18 protein-coding genes are annotated in these 15,257 nt (G+C 64.9%); 2 read left to right on the forward strand and 16 right to left on the reverse strand.

The annotated features are described in order from the left end of the window. Nucleotides 1-80: 80 nt before the first annotated feature. The 7 genes from ACZK33_RS18285 to ACZK33_RS18315 form a co-directional block, all read right to left on the reverse strand. Nucleotides 81-359: an EexN family lipoprotein gene (locus ACZK33_RS18285; protein WP_033476322.1), complete on the reverse strand. Its 279-nt coding sequence runs from the start codon at nucleotides 357-359 to the stop codon at nucleotides 81-83. Then, nucleotides 356-1,300 carry a LysR substrate-binding domain-containing protein gene (locus ACZK33_RS18290; protein WP_033476321.1) on the reverse strand — a complete coding sequence of 315 codons (945 nt, stop codon included), beginning with the start codon at nucleotides 1,298-1,300 and terminating at the stop codon, nucleotides 356-358. The genes ACZK33_RS18285 and ACZK33_RS18290 overlap by 4 nt, the downstream gene beginning before the upstream one ends. Nucleotides 1,301-1,336: 36 nt before the next feature. Next, the gene (locus tag ACZK33_RS18295; protein ID WP_080709092.1) at nucleotides 1,337-1,648 is read right to left on the reverse strand and encodes a DUF3861 domain-containing protein; all 312 of its coding nucleotides are present in this window, start codon (nucleotides 1,646-1,648) and stop codon (nucleotides 1,337-1,339) included. A gap of 147 nt (nucleotides 1,649-1,795) precedes the next feature. Further along, complete coding sequence (locus tag ACZK33_RS18300; protein WP_080709091.1) at nucleotides 1,796-2,182, reverse strand: DUF4148 domain-containing protein; 387 nt, start codon at nucleotides 2,180-2,182, stop codon at nucleotides 1,796-1,798. A gap of 113 nt (nucleotides 2,183-2,295) precedes the next feature. Beyond that, entirely contained in the window at nucleotides 2,296-3,348 is a 1,053-nt protein-coding gene (locus ACZK33_RS18305; RefSeq protein ID WP_033476319.1) for an HlyD family secretion protein, read from the reverse strand. A gap of 7 nt (nucleotides 3,349-3,355) precedes the next feature. Beyond that, entirely contained in the window at nucleotides 3,356-4,927 is a 1,572-nt protein-coding gene (locus ACZK33_RS18310) for an MFS transporter (RefSeq protein ID WP_033476318.1), read from the reverse strand. Beyond that, a complete protein-coding gene (locus ACZK33_RS18315) occupies nucleotides 4,924-6,459 on the reverse strand; it encodes an efflux transporter outer membrane subunit (protein WP_033476317.1) in 1,536 nt (511 codons plus the stop codon). Before ACZK33_RS18315 ends, ACZK33_RS18310 begins: the two co-directional genes overlap by 4 nt. A gap of 220 nt (nucleotides 6,460-6,679) precedes the next feature. On the opposite strand from ACZK33_RS18315, the gene ACZK33_RS18320 reads away from it, so the two are divergent. Together ACZK33_RS18320 and ACZK33_RS18325 are read left to right on the forward strand one after the other, a co-directional pair. Then, nucleotides 6,680-7,339, forward strand: a complete 660-nt coding sequence (locus tag ACZK33_RS18320; RefSeq protein WP_033476316.1) for a TetR/AcrR family transcriptional regulator — start codon at nucleotides 6,680-6,682, stop codon at nucleotides 7,337-7,339. Then, nucleotides 7,336-7,788: a MarR family winged helix-turn-helix transcriptional regulator gene (locus ACZK33_RS18325; protein ID WP_213896505.1), complete on the forward strand. Its 453-nt coding sequence runs from the start codon at nucleotides 7,336-7,338 to the stop codon at nucleotides 7,786-7,788. The genes ACZK33_RS18320 and ACZK33_RS18325 overlap by 4 nt, the downstream gene beginning before the upstream one ends. On the opposite strand, the gene ACZK33_RS18330 is transcribed toward ACZK33_RS18325, so the two are convergent. The 9 genes from ACZK33_RS18330 to ACZK33_RS18370 all read right to left on the reverse strand — a co-directional run bounded on the left by ACZK33_RS18330 (nucleotide 7,777) and on the right by ACZK33_RS18370 (nucleotide 15,237). Further along, entirely contained in the window at nucleotides 7,777-9,771 is a 1,995-nt protein-coding gene (locus ACZK33_RS18330) for a relaxase/mobilization nuclease domain-containing protein (protein ID WP_033476315.1), read from the reverse strand. The genes ACZK33_RS18325 and ACZK33_RS18330 overlap by 12 nt on opposite strands. 448 nt (nucleotides 9,772-10,219) lie before the next feature. Then, on the reverse strand, nucleotides 10,220-10,819 hold the full coding sequence (locus tag ACZK33_RS18335) for a S26 family signal peptidase (RefSeq protein ID WP_028240158.1): 600 nt from the start codon (nucleotides 10,817-10,819) through the stop codon (nucleotides 10,220-10,222). Continuing rightward, nucleotides 10,816-11,373, reverse strand: coding sequence for a DUF2840 domain-containing protein (locus ACZK33_RS18340; protein ID WP_015476696.1), 558 nt, complete (start codon nucleotides 11,371-11,373; stop codon nucleotides 10,816-10,818). Before ACZK33_RS18340 ends, ACZK33_RS18335 begins: the two co-directional genes overlap by 4 nt. Further along, a complete protein-coding gene (locus ACZK33_RS18345; RefSeq protein ID WP_023094609.1) occupies nucleotides 11,370-11,633 on the reverse strand; it encodes a hypothetical protein in 264 nt (87 codons plus the stop codon). Before ACZK33_RS18345 ends, ACZK33_RS18340 begins: the two co-directional genes overlap by 4 nt. Further along, nucleotides 11,630-12,268, reverse strand: coding sequence for a ParA family partition ATPase (gene parA, locus ACZK33_RS18350; protein ID WP_015476698.1), 639 nt, complete (start codon nucleotides 12,266-12,268; stop codon nucleotides 11,630-11,632). Before parA ends, ACZK33_RS18345 begins: the two co-directional genes overlap by 4 nt. Before the next feature lie 241 nt (nucleotides 12,269-12,509). Continuing rightward, nucleotides 12,510-13,379 carry a replication initiator protein A gene (locus tag ACZK33_RS18355; RefSeq protein ID WP_028240159.1) on the reverse strand — a complete coding sequence of 290 codons (870 nt, stop codon included), beginning with the start codon at nucleotides 13,377-13,379 and terminating at the stop codon, nucleotides 12,510-12,512. A 14-nt stretch (nucleotides 13,380-13,393) separates the two neighbouring features. Then, the gene (locus ACZK33_RS18360) at nucleotides 13,394-13,678 is read right to left on the reverse strand and encodes a helix-turn-helix transcriptional regulator (RefSeq protein WP_026069907.1); all 285 of its coding nucleotides are present in this window, start codon (nucleotides 13,676-13,678) and stop codon (nucleotides 13,394-13,396) included. Nucleotides 13,679-13,753: 75 nt separating this feature from the next. Next, nucleotides 13,754-14,551 carry a DUF2285 domain-containing protein gene (locus ACZK33_RS18365; RefSeq protein WP_028240160.1) on the reverse strand — a complete coding sequence of 266 codons (798 nt, stop codon included), beginning with the start codon at nucleotides 14,549-14,551 and terminating at the stop codon, nucleotides 13,754-13,756. Between the two features lie 335 nt (nucleotides 14,552-14,886). Then, nucleotides 14,887-15,237, reverse strand: a complete 351-nt coding sequence (locus ACZK33_RS18370; protein WP_015476702.1) for a DUF2958 domain-containing protein — start codon at nucleotides 15,235-15,237, stop codon at nucleotides 14,887-14,889. Between the last annotated feature and the right edge of the window lie 20 nt (nucleotides 15,238-15,257).

A 15,257-nucleotide genomic window follows, 5' to 3' on the forward strand; every position in this document is an offset into this window, starting at 1 on the left:
CAACGAAAAACGCCGCAAGCGCGGGCGCGCTGCGGCGTGTCGGGCAGAAAAATGAAGGTGATGCGGCGAACCGCCAACAATCAGAACTTGGGCGCTTCTTTCGGCGGTGTGTACGGGGTTTCGCCGTCGCCATAGAACCGCTTGCGCGTGGCCTCGGCCACCCGGTTGCACAGCACGTCGCCCAGCTTGGGGCGCTCGGTCTTGCACTGCTGGCGCAGTTCCTTGAGCCGCTCGGGGTTAGCCGCGAGTTCTTCCACCGTCGGGATGTTGGCTGCGGAATCAGCGGGCTTCTGTGGCGTTTCAGACTGGCCGCAGGCAGTCAACGCGGCCACCAGCAAGAACGAGACGATCTTCTTCATGGCGTTAGTTCCTCCGATTGATCGGGATTGCGACCTCGTATGGGCCTGGGAGGCTCCAGCGATTCGATGGTCTGCACGCGCTCAATGAACCGCGCCAGTTCGTCGGACGGATCGCCGTCAAGGTGGAGCAAGTAGGTCGTCAACGGCGGCACGCGCAACGCCAGCGGTCGGGCCACGACACCTGGCTCACGGCTGGCGGCAATGTGCGCAGCGCCAGCCAGCCCGAGCGCGAACCCGGCCGACACCAAGGCCATCATCAGATCGCAGGACGCGACGCGCTCTGCGATCAGAGGTTCCATTTCGGTACGGCGCAGCACCCGTTCGACATGCTTGGCATGGCCTTCGCATACTTGCGGATCGCACAAGACGAGCGGATAGCGCAGCAGTTCGTCTAATGGAATGCGCTTGTGGGCCAGCAGCGGATGCCTGGCAGGCACCGCCACCATCAGCGCATCGCTCCAGGCAGGCATGGCGACGATGCCATCGCCAACCTCGTTGGATTGGGCAAATCCCACGTCGTACAGATCGTTATGAAGCCCTTTGATCTGCTGCGATAGCGGCACTTCGAAGAAGCGGATTTCTACTTCGGGCTCTTCCTGGCGACAAAGCGCGAGCAAGGCAGATAGGCGCGACGGCGTGATGCCATCGGACAGCGCCACACGCAACTGCCCATGAAAGCCGTTGGCCGCTGCCTTCACGCTGTCTCGTGCTTGTTCCAAGGCCGCCAGCACGCGGCGCACGTGCTCCAAGAACAGTGTTCCGGCATGAGTTAGTCGTGTGCTGCGCGTGGTTCGAGCAAACAACAACACACCGAGTTCTTCTTCCAATTCCTTGATGGCTCGCGACAGCGGCGATTGCTCAATATGTAGCTTCTCCGCTGCACGAGCAAAACGGAGTTCTTCGGCCACAGCCAGGAAGTATCGAAGGTGACGAAGCTCCATAGTGATTCATACCCCGTGTCGCGCTAAGAAGCCGAATCAATCATTTCCTTGGCTGTCGGTTGTTCCCGCTTTGAGCTCTTTCACGAACTGATATAGGTGCGGCAGAAATGAAGAGAACAGCGGGTTGTCCTTGTTATCTAGCAGGACGCCTCCAAGCAGTTTCAGCCCGACACCAAGGGCCGCTGCTGATTCCTTGTCGCTGAAATCTCCTCTTTCACGAAGCCACGTTACGACGGCGATGATGTCGTCGTGGTTCATGACTTCAAATTGCAGCGGCTTGTTGTGAACAGGGCCACCTCTGGAATCGGAAATATGCTCCACGGTCAAGCGATAGCGATGTCTCTTCATGTCATGTAGTCCCATCTGTTAGCAATTGAAGCTGGGTTTCATAGGCCGACATGGCAGACCCTTGGTTTCCGCTCTCCATGGGTGCCTCGGACCCGGGTGCGCACTTGCACACCCGTTTCTTGAATTACAGTTGCAACCTCACCGGCATCAAGGCTCATTCACAACATAGGTGCCGTCTTGGCGCGCTTGCTCAAGTTCGCGCAACACTTCGGCACGTGTTTTCCCCGGACCCGTATCACGCTGAAATTTGCCCGGATATTCGCCCTCATGGAGATACAGCAAGCCCTGCTCACGAGCTTCCTGAAGCTCTTGCAGCACCTCTGCGCGCGTTTTGCTGCGGCCTGTTTTCGGTATCTCGACCGGATAAACATCACCTTCCATCAGCAGACCTTGGCGGCGTGCCTCCTCCAGTTCAGCCCTCACTTGTTCGCGGGTTAGTGACTGACCTCCTGTGGTTTGGTTGCTGGAACCTGCCCAACATAGGGACGAACTTGCCAGAATGACAAAACCGATTAGCGCTGTTTGTGCTTTCATGATTCAACCTCCGTGTAAATGCACAGACAAATATCGATTCGCTTTCAGGCTCGCTGAAAGTTGGGGTCTGATAGCAAGTCGATCTTCCATATTTCGTTCGATGATTACGGCATTCATTTAGATGCGATATGACCACCCCCTATTTCTATCGTTGGAGTTACCGACATTCCGACACGCAATTTCTCGGCGTCAGGCTGATCTGGGTCGATGCGAATACGCACGGGCAGGCGCTGGACAATCTTGGTGAAGTTGCCCGTAGCGTTGTGCGGCGCGACGGCCGAATAGCTGACGCCACTGGCGGGCCCCAGGCTTTCCACGGTCCCCTTCAGTACGGCACCCGGCAAGGCGTCCACCTTGATGTCCACCGATTGCCCTGGCTGCACACGCGCCAATTGCGTTTCGCGGAAGTTGGCCGTGATGTAAACCGCGTCGAGCGGGATCACCGCCACCAATGGCTTGCCGGCATTCACGAATGCGCCGACGCGCACCGACTTCTGACCGATCACGCCGTTGATGGGCGCCGTGATTTGGGTATAGGAGAGCTTCAACTCCGCAGCGGCTTGCGCCGCCTGCGCCTGGGAAAGTGCAGCCTTGGCCTTTTCAAGATCGGCTTTCAGGATGTCCGTCTGCTGTCGCGCCGCTTGCAGGCCCGCGCGGTTCTTGTCGCGGCTGGCCAGCCGAATGGCCAACTGCGCCTCGGCCTGCTGCTGTGCCTGGATCGAGCCTGATCCGTCTGAAGCGAGGTTCCGGTAGCGTTTTTGGTTGGCCTCTGCCAGCTTGAGTTCTGCGTCGTCCACCGCGACGGCCGCCTGCGCCTGACGTATCGCTGTTTCCTGCTGCGCCACACGTGCGGCAAGCCCCGCGACGCTGGCCTCGGCGGCAGCGACTTGCGCCTTTGCCGCATCCACCGCAACGATGAAATCCCGATCGTCGATCGCGGCGATCAGATCGCCAGCCTTCACTGGCTGGTTTTCTTCGACCAGCACCTTGCCGATTACGCCCGACACCTGGGGTGCGACGAGGGTGAAGTCGGCCTGTACATAGGCGTCGTCCGTGGATTGGGTCGATGCGCTGGATTCGGGGCGATTCAGATAAATGACACAGCCCACTGCCACTGCGAGCAGTAGCAGGGCACTGGTGATCTTGGCTTTCTTCGGCATGGCCATGGTGGAACTATCCTTGGGACGACGATGTGGAATGAGGGGCAGCGGGCTGCAAATCGGGGGCGGGAATGTAGGTCAGCCGCAATACGAAGGGGACCATCACCAGCGCCAGAACGCCCAGCACGCGGTAGGCATCCGCGACCGACAGCACCAATGCCTGCTGGCCGATGATTCCCATCAGTTGAGCGGGCTCCGGGACAAGCGGAACGGAGTTGCCTACGGACGCGGCGTGATCCAGCAGCATTTCCGCGTGGAACCGTTGCCTTACGGTCACGAGCTGCCCGACCATTGCGCCGCCGAATACCGAGCCCAGGGCGCGCAGCGTGTTGATGTTTCCCGACACATACGGGCCTTCGCTGGGGTGCACGACGCTGGTACACAGGAACAGCAGCGAGACGACAGCCATGGGCTGGCCGAAGGCTTGCAGCGTCTGCGTCAGCACGAACTGGTCGCGGTTCCAGTCAGAAGTCAGTTGTGCGCCAAAGAAGCACGCCAGGGCGATCAGCAATAGGCCGCCCGCGAACACGAATCGGGCATCGACCCATTTCCGGTACAGGAATAGCGCCACCACGGAACCCAGGATCAGTTGAGGCAGCGCGACGACCAGACCGATCGGTGCCATCTGAAGTGGTCGGTAGCTCTGTAGCGGCCCGAGAAAGGTCATCGGCAACATCACGCCAGAGGTCAGCACAACCAGAAGGCAGATGAACAGGGTGAAACCCAGCGCCAGGTTGCGGCGGCTGAGCATCTGCAACTTGATGAACGGCGCCGGGTGATACCACTCCGTCAGCAGATAGGCCCCCAGAAGCGTCAGCCCAGCCACCAGCGAGACGACGATGAGGGGTGAATTGAACCAGTCCAGCCGCACGCCCTGATCCAAGGCGACGGTAATCAGGGCGAATGCCGGCACGCCGAAAGCCATACCGGGCCAGTTGGCCTGCGGGAAACGGTCTGTCTGGATCGGGTCTTTCGGCAGACCCCACCCGATCAGCAAGGCAGCAATGGCGGCCAGAGGAAGAATCTGCCAGTACACCCAGCGCCAATCGAACAGGCCATCGGTCCATTGCCCCGCCAGCCAGATCGAAAGGTTCGGCGCGAAGGTGGCCGTCAGCGCATACAGCGCCAGTCCGTGCAGCCGGATGTGAGGCGGCAGGAATTTCAATGCCGCCATCATCAGCACGGGAATCATCGTGCCGCTGGCGATGCCTTGCAGGAAGCGCATGGCCAGCAGCAGATCGAGGTCATGGATGAAGGGGATGCACACCGCCAGCAAGGTGCATACACCGATCATCCACAGCTCGAATCGGCGCACCGAGAGGGTGATGGCGAACCATGCCGAGAACGGCATGGCGATCACTTCACCCGCGCTATAGACGGTGGTGAGCCAGGAGGCATCGTCCAGACCGAAACCCAGCGCGCCGCGCACGTCCGCCAGGGCCAATGCGCCCACGCGGTTGTTCAGTCCGGCCATCATGGCGGCGATGAGGATGCCGACCAGCCCGGCAATCGCCCGCTTCGGCGGGGCTGCCGCAGCAGCAGGTGCGGGCGGCGCCGCTGTCGGCTGTAACGCTGCGGCACTCATTGCTCAACCTTGGGTTGCGAGATGGCCGACGATGCGGCGGTCGTCAGGGGCGCATCGCCGCCGGCCTGCCGCTCGGATGTGAGTGCGTCGGGGTCCCAGCCACCGCCCAGCGACTTGTAGAGATTGACCAGGGTGAGCGCGGCGTTGGTGGCGCTGGCATTGAGGCTGGTCTGGCTGGCAAGAACGCCACGCTGCGCGGCCAGGACATTCAGGTAGTCGGCAGCACCTTCCTGATAGCCGCGCTCGGCAGCATGCAGCGCCTGCTTGTTCTGTTCATACGAAACCAGCAGTTCAGTATGGCGGTTCTGCTGGGCAGCCCAGGCGTCCAGGGCGTTGTCCACTTCATGCCAGGCTTGCAGCACTGTCTGCCGGTAGGCGATGGCGGCAGTTCTTTGCCGTGCCTCGTTCAGCGCAAGGCGCTGCTTCAGACGCCCGCCCTGGAAGATAGGAAGATAGACCGTCGGGCCGACGGAGAAGAACCGGGAATCCCAACTGTCGAGGTCGTTGAACTCGAAGGCTTCGACGCCGACCCTGCCTTTCAGGCCGATTCGTGGGTAGAAATCGGCTTTGGCGACGCCGATGGCCGCCGTCGCAGCGTGCAGTTGGGCTTCGGCGCGCTGTATGTCCGGTCGCCTGTGCGCCAATTCGGAAGGCAGGCCCACCGGCACATTGGAAGGAAGCGACGGCAGGGGCATCGCTTCAAGCAACTGCGCATCGAGGGCGCGCGGCTGCTCCCCCAGCAGCAGTGCCAAGGCGTTCATCAGCGTGTTGCGGCGCTGGACCAGTTCGGGCACCAGCGCCTCGACCGTTGCCAGTTGCGCGCGCGCCGAGGCGGTTTCAAAGCGCGTGGCGACACCATTGCGCTCACGGCTTTCGGCAAGGCGGAGGGTGCGATCGGCGACATCCAGGTTCTGCCGGGTGATGTCCAGTTGCGCTTGCGTACCGCGCAACTGGAGATACGCGCGGGCCACCTCGGCGGACAGGGCCACCCGTGCCGCCTCGCGCTCATACACCGTGGCCTCGAAGGCGGCCGCAGCACCTTCGCGCGATCGCCGCGCACGGCCCCATAGGTCAAGTTCCCAACTGGCGTCGAACCCCAACTGCCAGAAGTCGCTCGCACTCGTCGGTGCGCCCAGCGCGGCAAACTTGCCGTGCTCGCTGAGGGCCTCGCGGGAATAGCCCGCCGAGGCACCCACGCTGGGCAGCAGCAGCGAGGAGGCAATCCCCAACTGCGCCCGGCTTTGCTCGATGCGCTCGGAAGCCATCTGCAGGTTCAGGTTGCCCGCCTGCGCACGGACTTGCAGATCCGCCAGCACGTCATCGTTGAACAACGTCCACCATGAAGATGGGAAGCTCGCGGCGGATGTTTCCTGAGCCTGCGTGTAGTCCGCCCTGGGCGACAGTTGGACGGCTGCGAGCCTGTCGTCGGGTTTCACGAAGTCAGGACCAACCGCGCAGCCGACCAGGGAGATCGTGCAGAGCGCCGTGCCTGCTTGTCGCAGCAGTTGTGAGAGCAGCGGTTGTGACGTCATGAAGGCTCATCCAATATGCGAATAGTACCGAACCGCTCGGTTTACTACGACAACAAAATTTAGGCCACCAACTCACAGGGGATTTCAGTAACTGCTAAGCGCAGCTACCCATGAGATGGTTGGCTAAGTTGATTCGTACCGAGCGGTTTGGTACTATACCGAAATCAAGCCACCGTGTCAAAACTTCCAGGCCAAGCAGATGCCACGCACCAACCAAGCCATGACCGCCCCGACGCCGAGCAGCAACGAGCTGAACGCCAAGGCTCTCACCGTCCTGCGCGCTGCGCGCAACGTCTTCCTGACCCATGGGTTCAGCGCAGCAACCACCGACATGATCCAGCGCGAGGCTGGGGTGTCCAAGTCCACGGTGTACGCGCACTACGCAAACAAGGAGGCCCTCTTCACCGCGGTGATCGAGGCCGAATGTGCGTCATTCACGAACACGGTGCATGGCATCGAGTTCCGCCCCGGAAAGCTGCGGGAGACGTTGACCATGCTCGCCAAGGCCTATCTGGACATTGTGCTTTCCCCTGGCGGGCTGGCCTTATTCCGCGTCGTCATCGCCGAAGGGCAGCGCTTCCCTAGGCTGGCACGGACGTTCTACCTGGCCGGCCCGCAGGTCATGACGACGATGGTGGCCGAACAACTGGCCAATGCGGCGGCATCCGGTGAGGTCGATCTTGGCGAGATTGGCCGCGAGACGGCCGCCAATCTGTTCATCAACCTGGTTCGGGGCGAGCCTCAGCTTCAGTGCCTGACTCATCCGGATGCCGCGCCTTCCTCGGCGCAGATTGACCAGTGGGCGAACGCAGCCGTGGTGACATTCATGCGTGCCTACGGCCGAGGCGAGGAAGCGACCAGTAAACGTTCCCGATCATGATGCCGAATCGGTCAACCGAAACGGGGAAAGCAAGCGATGCCCTTCGGGTGATGGAGCTTTCTACAGCCATCACGCGGCTTTCCACGGCCAGGAATCAAGTGCTGAATCGCATGGCTGCTCCGTTTGGTTTGACCGCCGTGCAGATGATGGCACTACACCATGTGTCAGTCACTCCAGCATCTACGCCCAGCAATTTGGCTCGCAATCTGGCAGTCGATTCGGCTTCGGTGACCAGGCTGTTGGACCGTCTCGACAACAAGGGCATGATTCAAAGAGCGACACAGGAGCGTGTGGATCGCACGCAAGATCGTAGAGTTATCGAAATTGTCTTGACTGAACGTGGGATCAACGTGATGCGTGAGTTGAATCCACATTGGCAATCCGCACTCTCGGAACTGACGGAGGCGTTCAAACAAAGCGAAATACATGGGTTGGCACTAACTGATTGATAGACCGCGCTGCCGCCCAATCTCCCACGACACCCCGCCACCGCGTACCGTGGCGGCGATCTGCTGCCCCAGCCGCTGCTCGATCACCGGCTTCCACGGCACCAGCGAGAAACCCATGCCGTCATCGAGCATCGCGTAGCGCCCGCTGGCGAGCATGACGCTGCGGCGGTAGATGCCAGCCACACGCTGGCCGTCGGCCACCGGGCGATGCTCCAGGCCGGTATCGGCGGCTATGTCCTTCGCGGCTTGCGCCAGTTCCCGATTGCGCAGCGTGCCCAGCAGGTTGCGCGCCAGAATCACGCGCTGACCACGCCGCTCGGCCAGCCCCTGTTCGGCGAGAAAGTCGGCGCGCTGCTGCATCGCCTGCTTGGCCTCGCCACCAAAGCCCAGGTCGCCCAGGCCCGAGCCACCGCCGATCAACTGCTGGTCGAGCCAGGTGGCCCCGATCACGCGGGCCTGCCGCTCGATAGGCAGGTGCGATTTCAGCTCCACGGCCACGCCGCCCAGGCGCTGCGCGTCGTAGCGGCGGCCCTGCTCGGGCAGGTCGCCCGGCACCTTCCATAGCCCTTCGGCCACGCGCTCAACGATGCCGGCACGGCGCAGGGCCTCCAGCCGGCGGACATGGGCGGCCACGACCTCCTGCGGGTCGCGTCCGGGGACGGCCTGGCCCTGTGCCACGGCCAGGTGGTGGTCGGTGCGGTACAGGCCATCGCTCGCCAGCGCGGCGATGTTCTTGTCGGCTGCGCGCACGTCGGCCGAGCCTTTCACCTCCACTACGGCACCAGTCGGGTAGTTCGCCAGCTCATCGTGGGCGTTGAGCGCGACGTAATGGGCCTTGCCGTCCACGCCGTCGATGACCAGATAGCCCCGGTCGCGCAGCTCGTCGGCCAGCCCCTTCGCGGCCACGCGGCCGAGGATGGTTCGGCCATCGTCCCCCGGCTCGAACACGGCCAGCTCGCGCGGCTCGCCGCGCATGGCCCGCTGCATCGTGCGGATGATGTCGCCACGCTCGCCCAGGGCGCGCAGGGTCTTTTCCGCATCGGCATGGATGGCCCAGGTGCCCGGCTGCGTCTCGTCGGCCAGGCCCAGGCGCTGCAAGCGTTGCAGGCGGCCGATCAGCAGCAGGCGCTGGCGTTGCAGCCGGGGTTCGTTGAGCCGTTTGACATGCACCAGGCCATCGCCGCCGGCCTCGCCTATCTCACGTTTGAGGGTGCGATCCAGGCTCGTCCACCGCTCTTGCTCCACCTCGCGCCCCAAGGTCTGCTGGATCTCCAGTTCGGTGCGCGGCCCCAGCCATTCGGTCGCCAGTTCGGAGGCCCGGTGCCGGAAGCCATCGGCGATGTAGTCGCCCGCGATGATGAGGTCTTTGCCGGTGTCGTCGCGCCCGCGCACGACGATGTGCGTGTGCGGGTTGTCGGTGTTCCAGTGGTTGACCGCCACCCAATCGAGGCCGGTACCCAGGTCGGCCTCCATGCGGCCCATGAGGTGCCGCGTGTAGGTGCGCAGATCTTCCAGCTCCGCGCCATCCTCGGGCGAGAGGATGAAGCGGAAATGGTGCCGGTCGTCGGCGCAGTGCTCCTTGAAGGCGTCGAGGTCGGCGGTGTCGGTCTGTGGCCCATAGGCTTGGCCCGGCTCGCCGTCGCGGCCCACGCCGTCGCGCTCGATGTAGCGCAGGTGCTTGGCGAGCGATTGCGAGCTGGCCCGCTGGTGATTGACCAGCAGCGTCTTGATGGTCACGCGCCGCGACATGGGCGTCAGCTTCGCCCCGGCAAAGCGCGCCGCCGTATGGCCGCGCCCCAAGCGCGATCCGGGCCGCTGGCCGGTGCCACCCGTCGCGCCAGGACGGCGCACCGTGGACTTGCCGCTGCCGGCCTTGCCCGCCTGCTTGAGCACCTTGGAAACGAAGCTCTGCCCCTGGCCCTTGCCCCGGTTCTTCGGGGCGCTGGGGCGCACGCGGAAATCGTCGTCGCGGCGGCCGCTCATGGCTGCGCTTCCTGCAAGCTCTGGCGTGTCCTGTCGTGCGAAGCACGCGGACATGCCTGCATTGGCGCGGGCCTCGCGCCCCACGCGGCACGGCGGCGAAGCCGCTGCGTGCCGCGCCAACCCCACGTGCAGACTGGCTTTCGACGCGGCCCGGTGCCGCGTCCTTTTGTCTTGCCTTCCGCCTTTGCCCCTCGCTGTCGCTCCGGGCGTCGGCGGCCCGGCGGCGCTGCGCTGCTTGCAGCCAGCCCGCCGGCGAACGCGCCAATGGCCGCAGGCCGGGCGCGTTCGAGGCAAGACACCTGCACGCTGGACGGCTGCGCCGGATGTTGCGCGAGGCGCGGCGCGAATGCGCCCGCGCTGCACGCGCGACGACACGGCGGCAGCCACTGGAACGACATGCTCGATGGCACGACGAGAGGCACGGCAACGTGCAGCGAATCGACGGCCATCATGGGCGTGTCTCCAGCCAGACCGGGTGCGCGACGCCGATCACGGCGGATGCGCTGACCGGGCCGAAATAGCGGCTGTCGAACGATGCCGGATTGGTCACGCTCAACAGGAACAGCTCGCCCGGTTCGAGGCGGCGGCAAAGCTGCAAGGATGGCAGCGGCCGGCCCAGCCGGTCGGCAGGCAGCGAGGCGGCCGCAGGCACGCCGTCGATGCGTACCTGCCCGGCGACCATGCAAACGTGTTGCGGCGCGACCGCGCCCACACGTTTGAGCAGCGGAACGCGGGTCGGCAGGTAGCCGCGCTGCGCAGCCAGCATGGCGGCCCTGTCGGGCAGCGGCACCAGCACGATGCTGTCCACGGACAACGGACGTGGCAGCGAGGCGGTGCGCGGGTCGAACGGTTCGATGCGATACCAGCCGACCGCCACGCTGTCGGACGGGTTGTAGGTCAGACGCGGCAGCGGCGACACGAAAGCCGCCCAGGCCAGCGCAGCGAGGCCGACGGCAGCGAAGCCCGCCAGCACGATGCGAACGCGCAGGCGCGAGCGAGGATGCGGCGCGGCTTCGTGCGTGCATGTGGTGTTGGATTGGGTCGTCATGGCAGCGCCTTTCCGGCCAGCCAGGCGGCGTGCCGCTCGGCGGTGTATTCGGGCAGCGCCAGGCGGGCCGCCAGACGGTTGCCCAGCGTGCGCCAGTACGCGGGCGACACGTCGATGGCGGCGATGCCTTGCCCTTCGATGCCGTCGATGCGTTCCAGCACGGCAGGCACCGCGTTTTCGCCTTCGGCGTGCAGCAGCAGGCGTGCGCCCGGCCGCACGCCGGGGATGCGCTGCATGTCGTCCAGCGGCGTGGCGGCTTGCATCACCATGAGTTGCCAGCGGATCGTGCCGTAGTCGTTTGCTTCCCAGCGCACGCGGCAGAACATTGCACGCGGCAGGAACACCGCGCAGCGCCGCCAGCGGTCGAGCCGCAGCGTGCGCGCCGGCTCGCCGAAGCGCAGGTAGAGCTTGAAGCGCGGTTCGATGTAGGCGAGCGATACGCGAGTCAGCGGCACGCTGCCAGCTTGGTCGGCGAGCGTCGAAAGCGAAGGCGGCGGCGCAGCAGCCGGTGCAGCCGTCGCCGCATGAGCGGCAGGCAAGGCGGATCCGTTCATGGCAGGTTCTCCGGGCGCTTGTCGGGAAACTCCCGCTCCAGCAGGCCGCGCAGCAGTTCGGCCACGGTCACGCCCTGGCCGAAGGCGGCGATCTTGATGCGCGCGCGCAGCGCAGGCGTCACGTCGAGCGTCAGGCGTGCGGTGTAGAGGTCGCCTTTGTTGAGTGCATCGGCATCGCCCTGGCGAATCCACGCCTCGGCGTGCGGATTCGCGGGCGGACGTGCGCCGATGCCGACGCGCTTGCTGCGCGGGCTGCTCATGTCGGCCACCGCAGCAGTTCATCGGTGAGCACGGCAATCTCGCGTGCGGCGGCGCTGTCGGGCGCGGTTTCGCGGGCGAGCCGGCCAGCGGCCACGCTGTCGGCGAAGACGATGCGCTGGCGCACTTCGCTGTGCAGCGCCGGCAGCGGCTGTTCGGCCAGCGATTGCCGTGCTTCCCTGCCGATGATGGTGGTACTGACGCGCCGATTGATGACGAAGGCCGCGCGCAGCGCAGGCCGGAACACCTGTGCCTCGCGGATCAGCGCCACCATCTCGGCGCTGGCCCAAAGGTCATACGGGCTGGGCTGCACGGGAATCAGCACGCGCTCGGCCGCCAGCAGCGCGGAACGCGCCAGGGCGGCGATGCGCGGCGGGCCGTCGATGATGATGTGATCGGCGCGGCGGGCCAGCTCCGGCGCTTCCTGATGCAGCGTTTCGCGGGCGAGGCCCACGGCGCTGAACAGCCGTGGCAAGCCCTGCTGGCTTCTGCGCTGCGTCCAGTCCAGCGAAGAACCCTGCGGGTCGGCGTCCAGCAGGATGACGTGCAGCCCGCGCATCGCCAGCTCGCCCGCGATGTGGGTAGCGAGTGTGGTCTTGCCGACGCCGCCTTTCTGGTTGAGAAACGCGAAGATCATGGCGCGGCCCTCCCTGCTGGAAAGCCGGCCTGGCCGTGCCGTTTCGTGGTTGTCCACCGAAACGACGCGTTTCTACTAAAAGTTAGAGATTTATAGTTAGGTAAGTTAGAGGGGTCGCAAACCCGCGCCGTTACTGGCTTTGCGGCGTTTTCGTACTCCTGATAGCACGATAGGCGTACTCCCGATAGCACGATACCCGGCACTCCTGATAGCACGAGGCCGTCCACAGCTTTTCCCGCAGTTATCCCCGTGCCGTGAACGGCACGGGCCGGAAGGTCAGCAGTTCCAGCTTCTCGTCCGGCATCGACTCGATGCCCAGGACGTAGCCGGGCAGCGACTGCCGCGCGACCAGCACGCGCAGGTCGTAGGCGAAGTCCGAGAAGCGCGCCGCGCTGCCGGACTTGCGGTGCAGATGCCGGAAGTCGAATTGCCAGCCGTGTTCCTGCCGCCCGCCGTGCTTGCGCACCAGGCGATACAGCCAGCGTTCGATGCCACCTTTCAAGCGGAAATAGGCCGGGTCGATGGTCAACACCAGGGCGGCATCGAGCACGCCGGCATAGAACCAGTCCGGCAGGATCAGCTCGATGCCCAGCGGCGTGCCGCTGGCGTCGGCCAGCTCGCGCCATTCGTTCACCCACGAAAAGCGGTGCAAGCGCCTCCCGGTGGTTTCGCGGATGGAAGTCGCCACGCTGGTCGATTGCAGCCGGTCGAGCGCGGCTTTCAGGCGCTGGTAGTCGTTCAAGGACGTGCCGCGCCCGATGAAGCGCAGGATTTCGTAGGGCGTGGCGTGTATCCAGCGCGACGGGCGAATGCCTGCGTCGCGCGCCTCCACGATCTGCGAGGCCGCCCAAATCAACACGTCGGCATCCCATATCGTGGCGATGCCGTGCTCGGCCGTGCCTTCCACGCGGATGGTGATGTTCCCGCTGCGGAAGTCGATCGGCGCCGTGCGCCGCGACTTCGCCAGCGAGAAGAACGGAAAGGCCATCAAGTCCTGGCTGTCGCGCGGCGCCATGCCGTCGCCCGGCAGCGCGCGGAACAGGTCGAGCTGTTCCCGCTGCTGCGATCGCTGCCCCGACGGCAGCGATGGGCTGGACATGACGATGGCCACCGGCGAGCCGACGATCAGCGGCCATCACGGTAGTCGCCCGCGTGACGCTCGGCATATTCCGGGTCGGACGTGGCCTCGTAGCTGCGCTGGTCGGCCCAGGCATCGAGGTCGGCCACCGCGTACATGACGCGGCGGCCGAACTTGCGGAACTTCGGGCCGCCGCCGATCACGCGCTGTTTCTCCAGCGTGCGCGGCGACAGACGCAGGTATTCGGCGGCTTCGTCGTTGGTCAGGTAGCGTTGGGGCTGCACGGGCGCAGCGACAGCAGCGGCGGCAGGCCGCAAGGGAGCGGGTCGCATGGGATGTACCTCCATCAAGCCCGGCCACACCACGCGGCCGGATAGAGGCACTTTCAAGAAAGCAAGGCTTCCTGCTCAGGGACGTTTTGCAGGGGATGCAGCGCGTCCCTGTGCAACGGGCGGAAGCTGTGCCAGGCGGCGATAGCCGCCGCGCATCAGCGCATCGCCCCGGTGCACCAGTCGCCGCACGCGGGCGCGCAAGGCGCTATCGGCGTACCAGTCGGCGGCGACAGCATCGACGCCGAACAGCCCTTCGGCCACGTCGCGCAGGGACGCGCCCGCGAGGGTGCCGTCGAGCGCCTGGAGCGTGTTCAACTCCAGCAGCGCAGCGGGTGCCGGCCGCGACCGTGCCGTTCCCGCTGGCGCTGCATCGCCAGCGGCGGCCAGCTTGTCCAGTTCGGCCGCCAGCGCCTGATAGCGTCCGCAGGATGCGGCGCAGGCGCGAATGGCATAGGCGTAAGCCATGCCGTCGGCCAGGCCGGGAGCGATCACCAGCCGCAGGCAGCAGCCCAGCCAGCGTGTCAGCAGCACCAGGCGCTTGCCGTCGTGGATCAGGTGCTTCTGGCCGGGAAGGCACCAGAACGCGAAAGCCACCGCGTCGGGCGGCGGGTCGGCGTCCGGGTAGAGCTGCACTACCGCATCGTGATCGGGGAACCAGGCCGGGTGCGCGTCGCGCGCATCCAGGGCGGGATCTTCCAGCAGGCGCAGTCCCCAGCGCGCGGCGGCCTCTGGCCGGCGGCGGCGGCGCAGCCAGTCGCGGCGGTAGTCGGGGTGGCGACGCAGGTATTCCCACGCCAGCGCGGGGCCGTCGAGGTGCAGCATGTAGAGATACGCGGCGGTCGGATACCAGTGTTCGGCGCTCGGGTCAGCCATGACGCAGCCTCCTGTCATTCAGCAGGAACGTCGCCACGGATTCCGCTGTGCGGGAGCTATCGAGTCGCCATCAAGTCGTCATCGAAATCGGGGTACTCTGTAACTGCGGTGTCAAGACCGATTGGCTCCAGGGCATTGCGGAAATCGTCTGAATGCGACGGTTGCGCGCCACAAAAATGGTGCGCAGCATGGAGCACCGTGCAGCAGCCCGCGCCATAGATCATGACTGTTTGCATCAGAAGCGCACCGCTTCGGTGCAAGAGTGCGGATTCAGACCAATCAGGTCTTGGGTAAGACTGAAATAGTCAGAATGCGCCGTCGTTGGCTGGGACTGCTCAGTCGGTGATCGAACCGTTTTCCTCGGCCAGCCGCAGGTACTCCGACAGCCGCCGCACGGGCTGGAAGTAGCGATCGCGCATCACAGGTTGCTTGTGCGGCCCGACGATGGACGCCAGATCGGACAGCTTCACATGGCCCAGGCCGGGCATGCCTATTCCCAGGTCGATCAGCCCCCATGCCGTATCGCCATCGGCCGGGTCGAGCGCGGCCAGCAGCCAGGTGGCGTGCGCGTCGGGGGTGAACAGTCGCACCGCCGGCATTGGGTCGATGCTTCGGCCAGCGGCGCGTGCCGCGCCGACGGCGAGCAGTTGCGCCCGCTGTTCAGCGGTGACGAGCGGCTGGGTCATGGCCCGAATCCCCACGCATC

The organism is Stenotrophomonas sp. 86156_Sma (assembly GCF_056481625.1).

Bases quoted from the DNA above. Each gene is read 5' to 3' on its own strand.
- ACZK33_RS18285 (WP_033476322.1), bottom strand. From the start codon at position 359: ATGAAGAAGATCGTCTCGTTCTTGCTGGTGGCCGCGTTGACTGCCTGC.
- ACZK33_RS18290 (WP_033476321.1), bottom strand. From the start codon at position 1,300: ATGGAGCTTCGTCACCTTCGATACTTCCTGGCTGTGGCCGAAGAACTC.
- ACZK33_RS18295 (WP_080709092.1), bottom strand. From the start codon at position 1,648: ATGAAGAGACATCGCTATCGCTTGACCGTGGAGCATATTTCCGATTCC.
- ACZK33_RS18300 (WP_080709091.1), bottom strand. From the start codon at position 2,182: ATGAAAGCACAAACAGCGCTAATCGGTTTTGTCATTCTGGCAAGTTCG.
- ACZK33_RS18305 (WP_033476319.1), bottom strand. From the start codon at position 3,348: ATGGCCATGCCGAAGAAAGCCAAGATCACCAGTGCCCTGCTACTGCTC.
- ACZK33_RS18310 (WP_033476318.1), bottom strand. From the start codon at position 4,927: ATGAGTGCCGCAGCGTTACAGCCGACAGCGGCGCCGCCCGCACCTGCT.
- ACZK33_RS18315 (WP_033476317.1), bottom strand. From the start codon at position 6,459: ATGACGTCACAACCGCTGCTCTCACAACTGCTGCGACAAGCAGGCACG.
- ACZK33_RS18320 (WP_033476316.1), top strand. From the start codon at position 6,680: ATGACCGCCCCGACGCCGAGCAGCAACGAGCTGAACGCCAAGGCTCTC.
- ACZK33_RS18325 (WP_213896505.1), top strand. From the start codon at position 7,336: ATGATGCCGAATCGGTCAACCGAAACGGGGAAAGCAAGCGATGCCCTT.
- ACZK33_RS18330 (WP_033476315.1), bottom strand. From the start codon at position 9,771: ATGAGCGGCCGCCGCGACGACGATTTCCGCGTGCGCCCCAGCGCCCCG.
- ACZK33_RS18335 (WP_028240158.1), bottom strand. From the start codon at position 10,819: ATGACGACCCAATCCAACACCACATGCACGCACGAAGCCGCGCCGCAT.
- ACZK33_RS18340 (WP_015476696.1), bottom strand. From the start codon at position 11,373: ATGAACGGATCCGCCTTGCCTGCCGCTCATGCGGCGACGGCTGCACCG.
- ACZK33_RS18345 (WP_023094609.1), bottom strand. From the start codon at position 11,633: ATGAGCAGCCCGCGCAGCAAGCGCGTCGGCATCGGCGCACGTCCGCCC.
- parA (WP_015476698.1), bottom strand. From the start codon at position 12,268: ATGATCTTCGCGTTTCTCAACCAGAAAGGCGGCGTCGGCAAGACCACA.
- ACZK33_RS18360 (WP_026069907.1), bottom strand. From the start codon at position 13,678: ATGCGACCCGCTCCCTTGCGGCCTGCCGCCGCTGCTGTCGCTGCGCCC.
- ACZK33_RS18365 (WP_028240160.1), bottom strand. From the start codon at position 14,551: ATGGCTGACCCGAGCGCCGAACACTGGTATCCGACCGCCGCGTATCTC.
- ACZK33_RS18370 (WP_015476702.1), bottom strand. From the start codon at position 15,237: ATGACCCAGCCGCTCGTCACCGCTGAACAGCGGGCGCAACTGCTCGCC.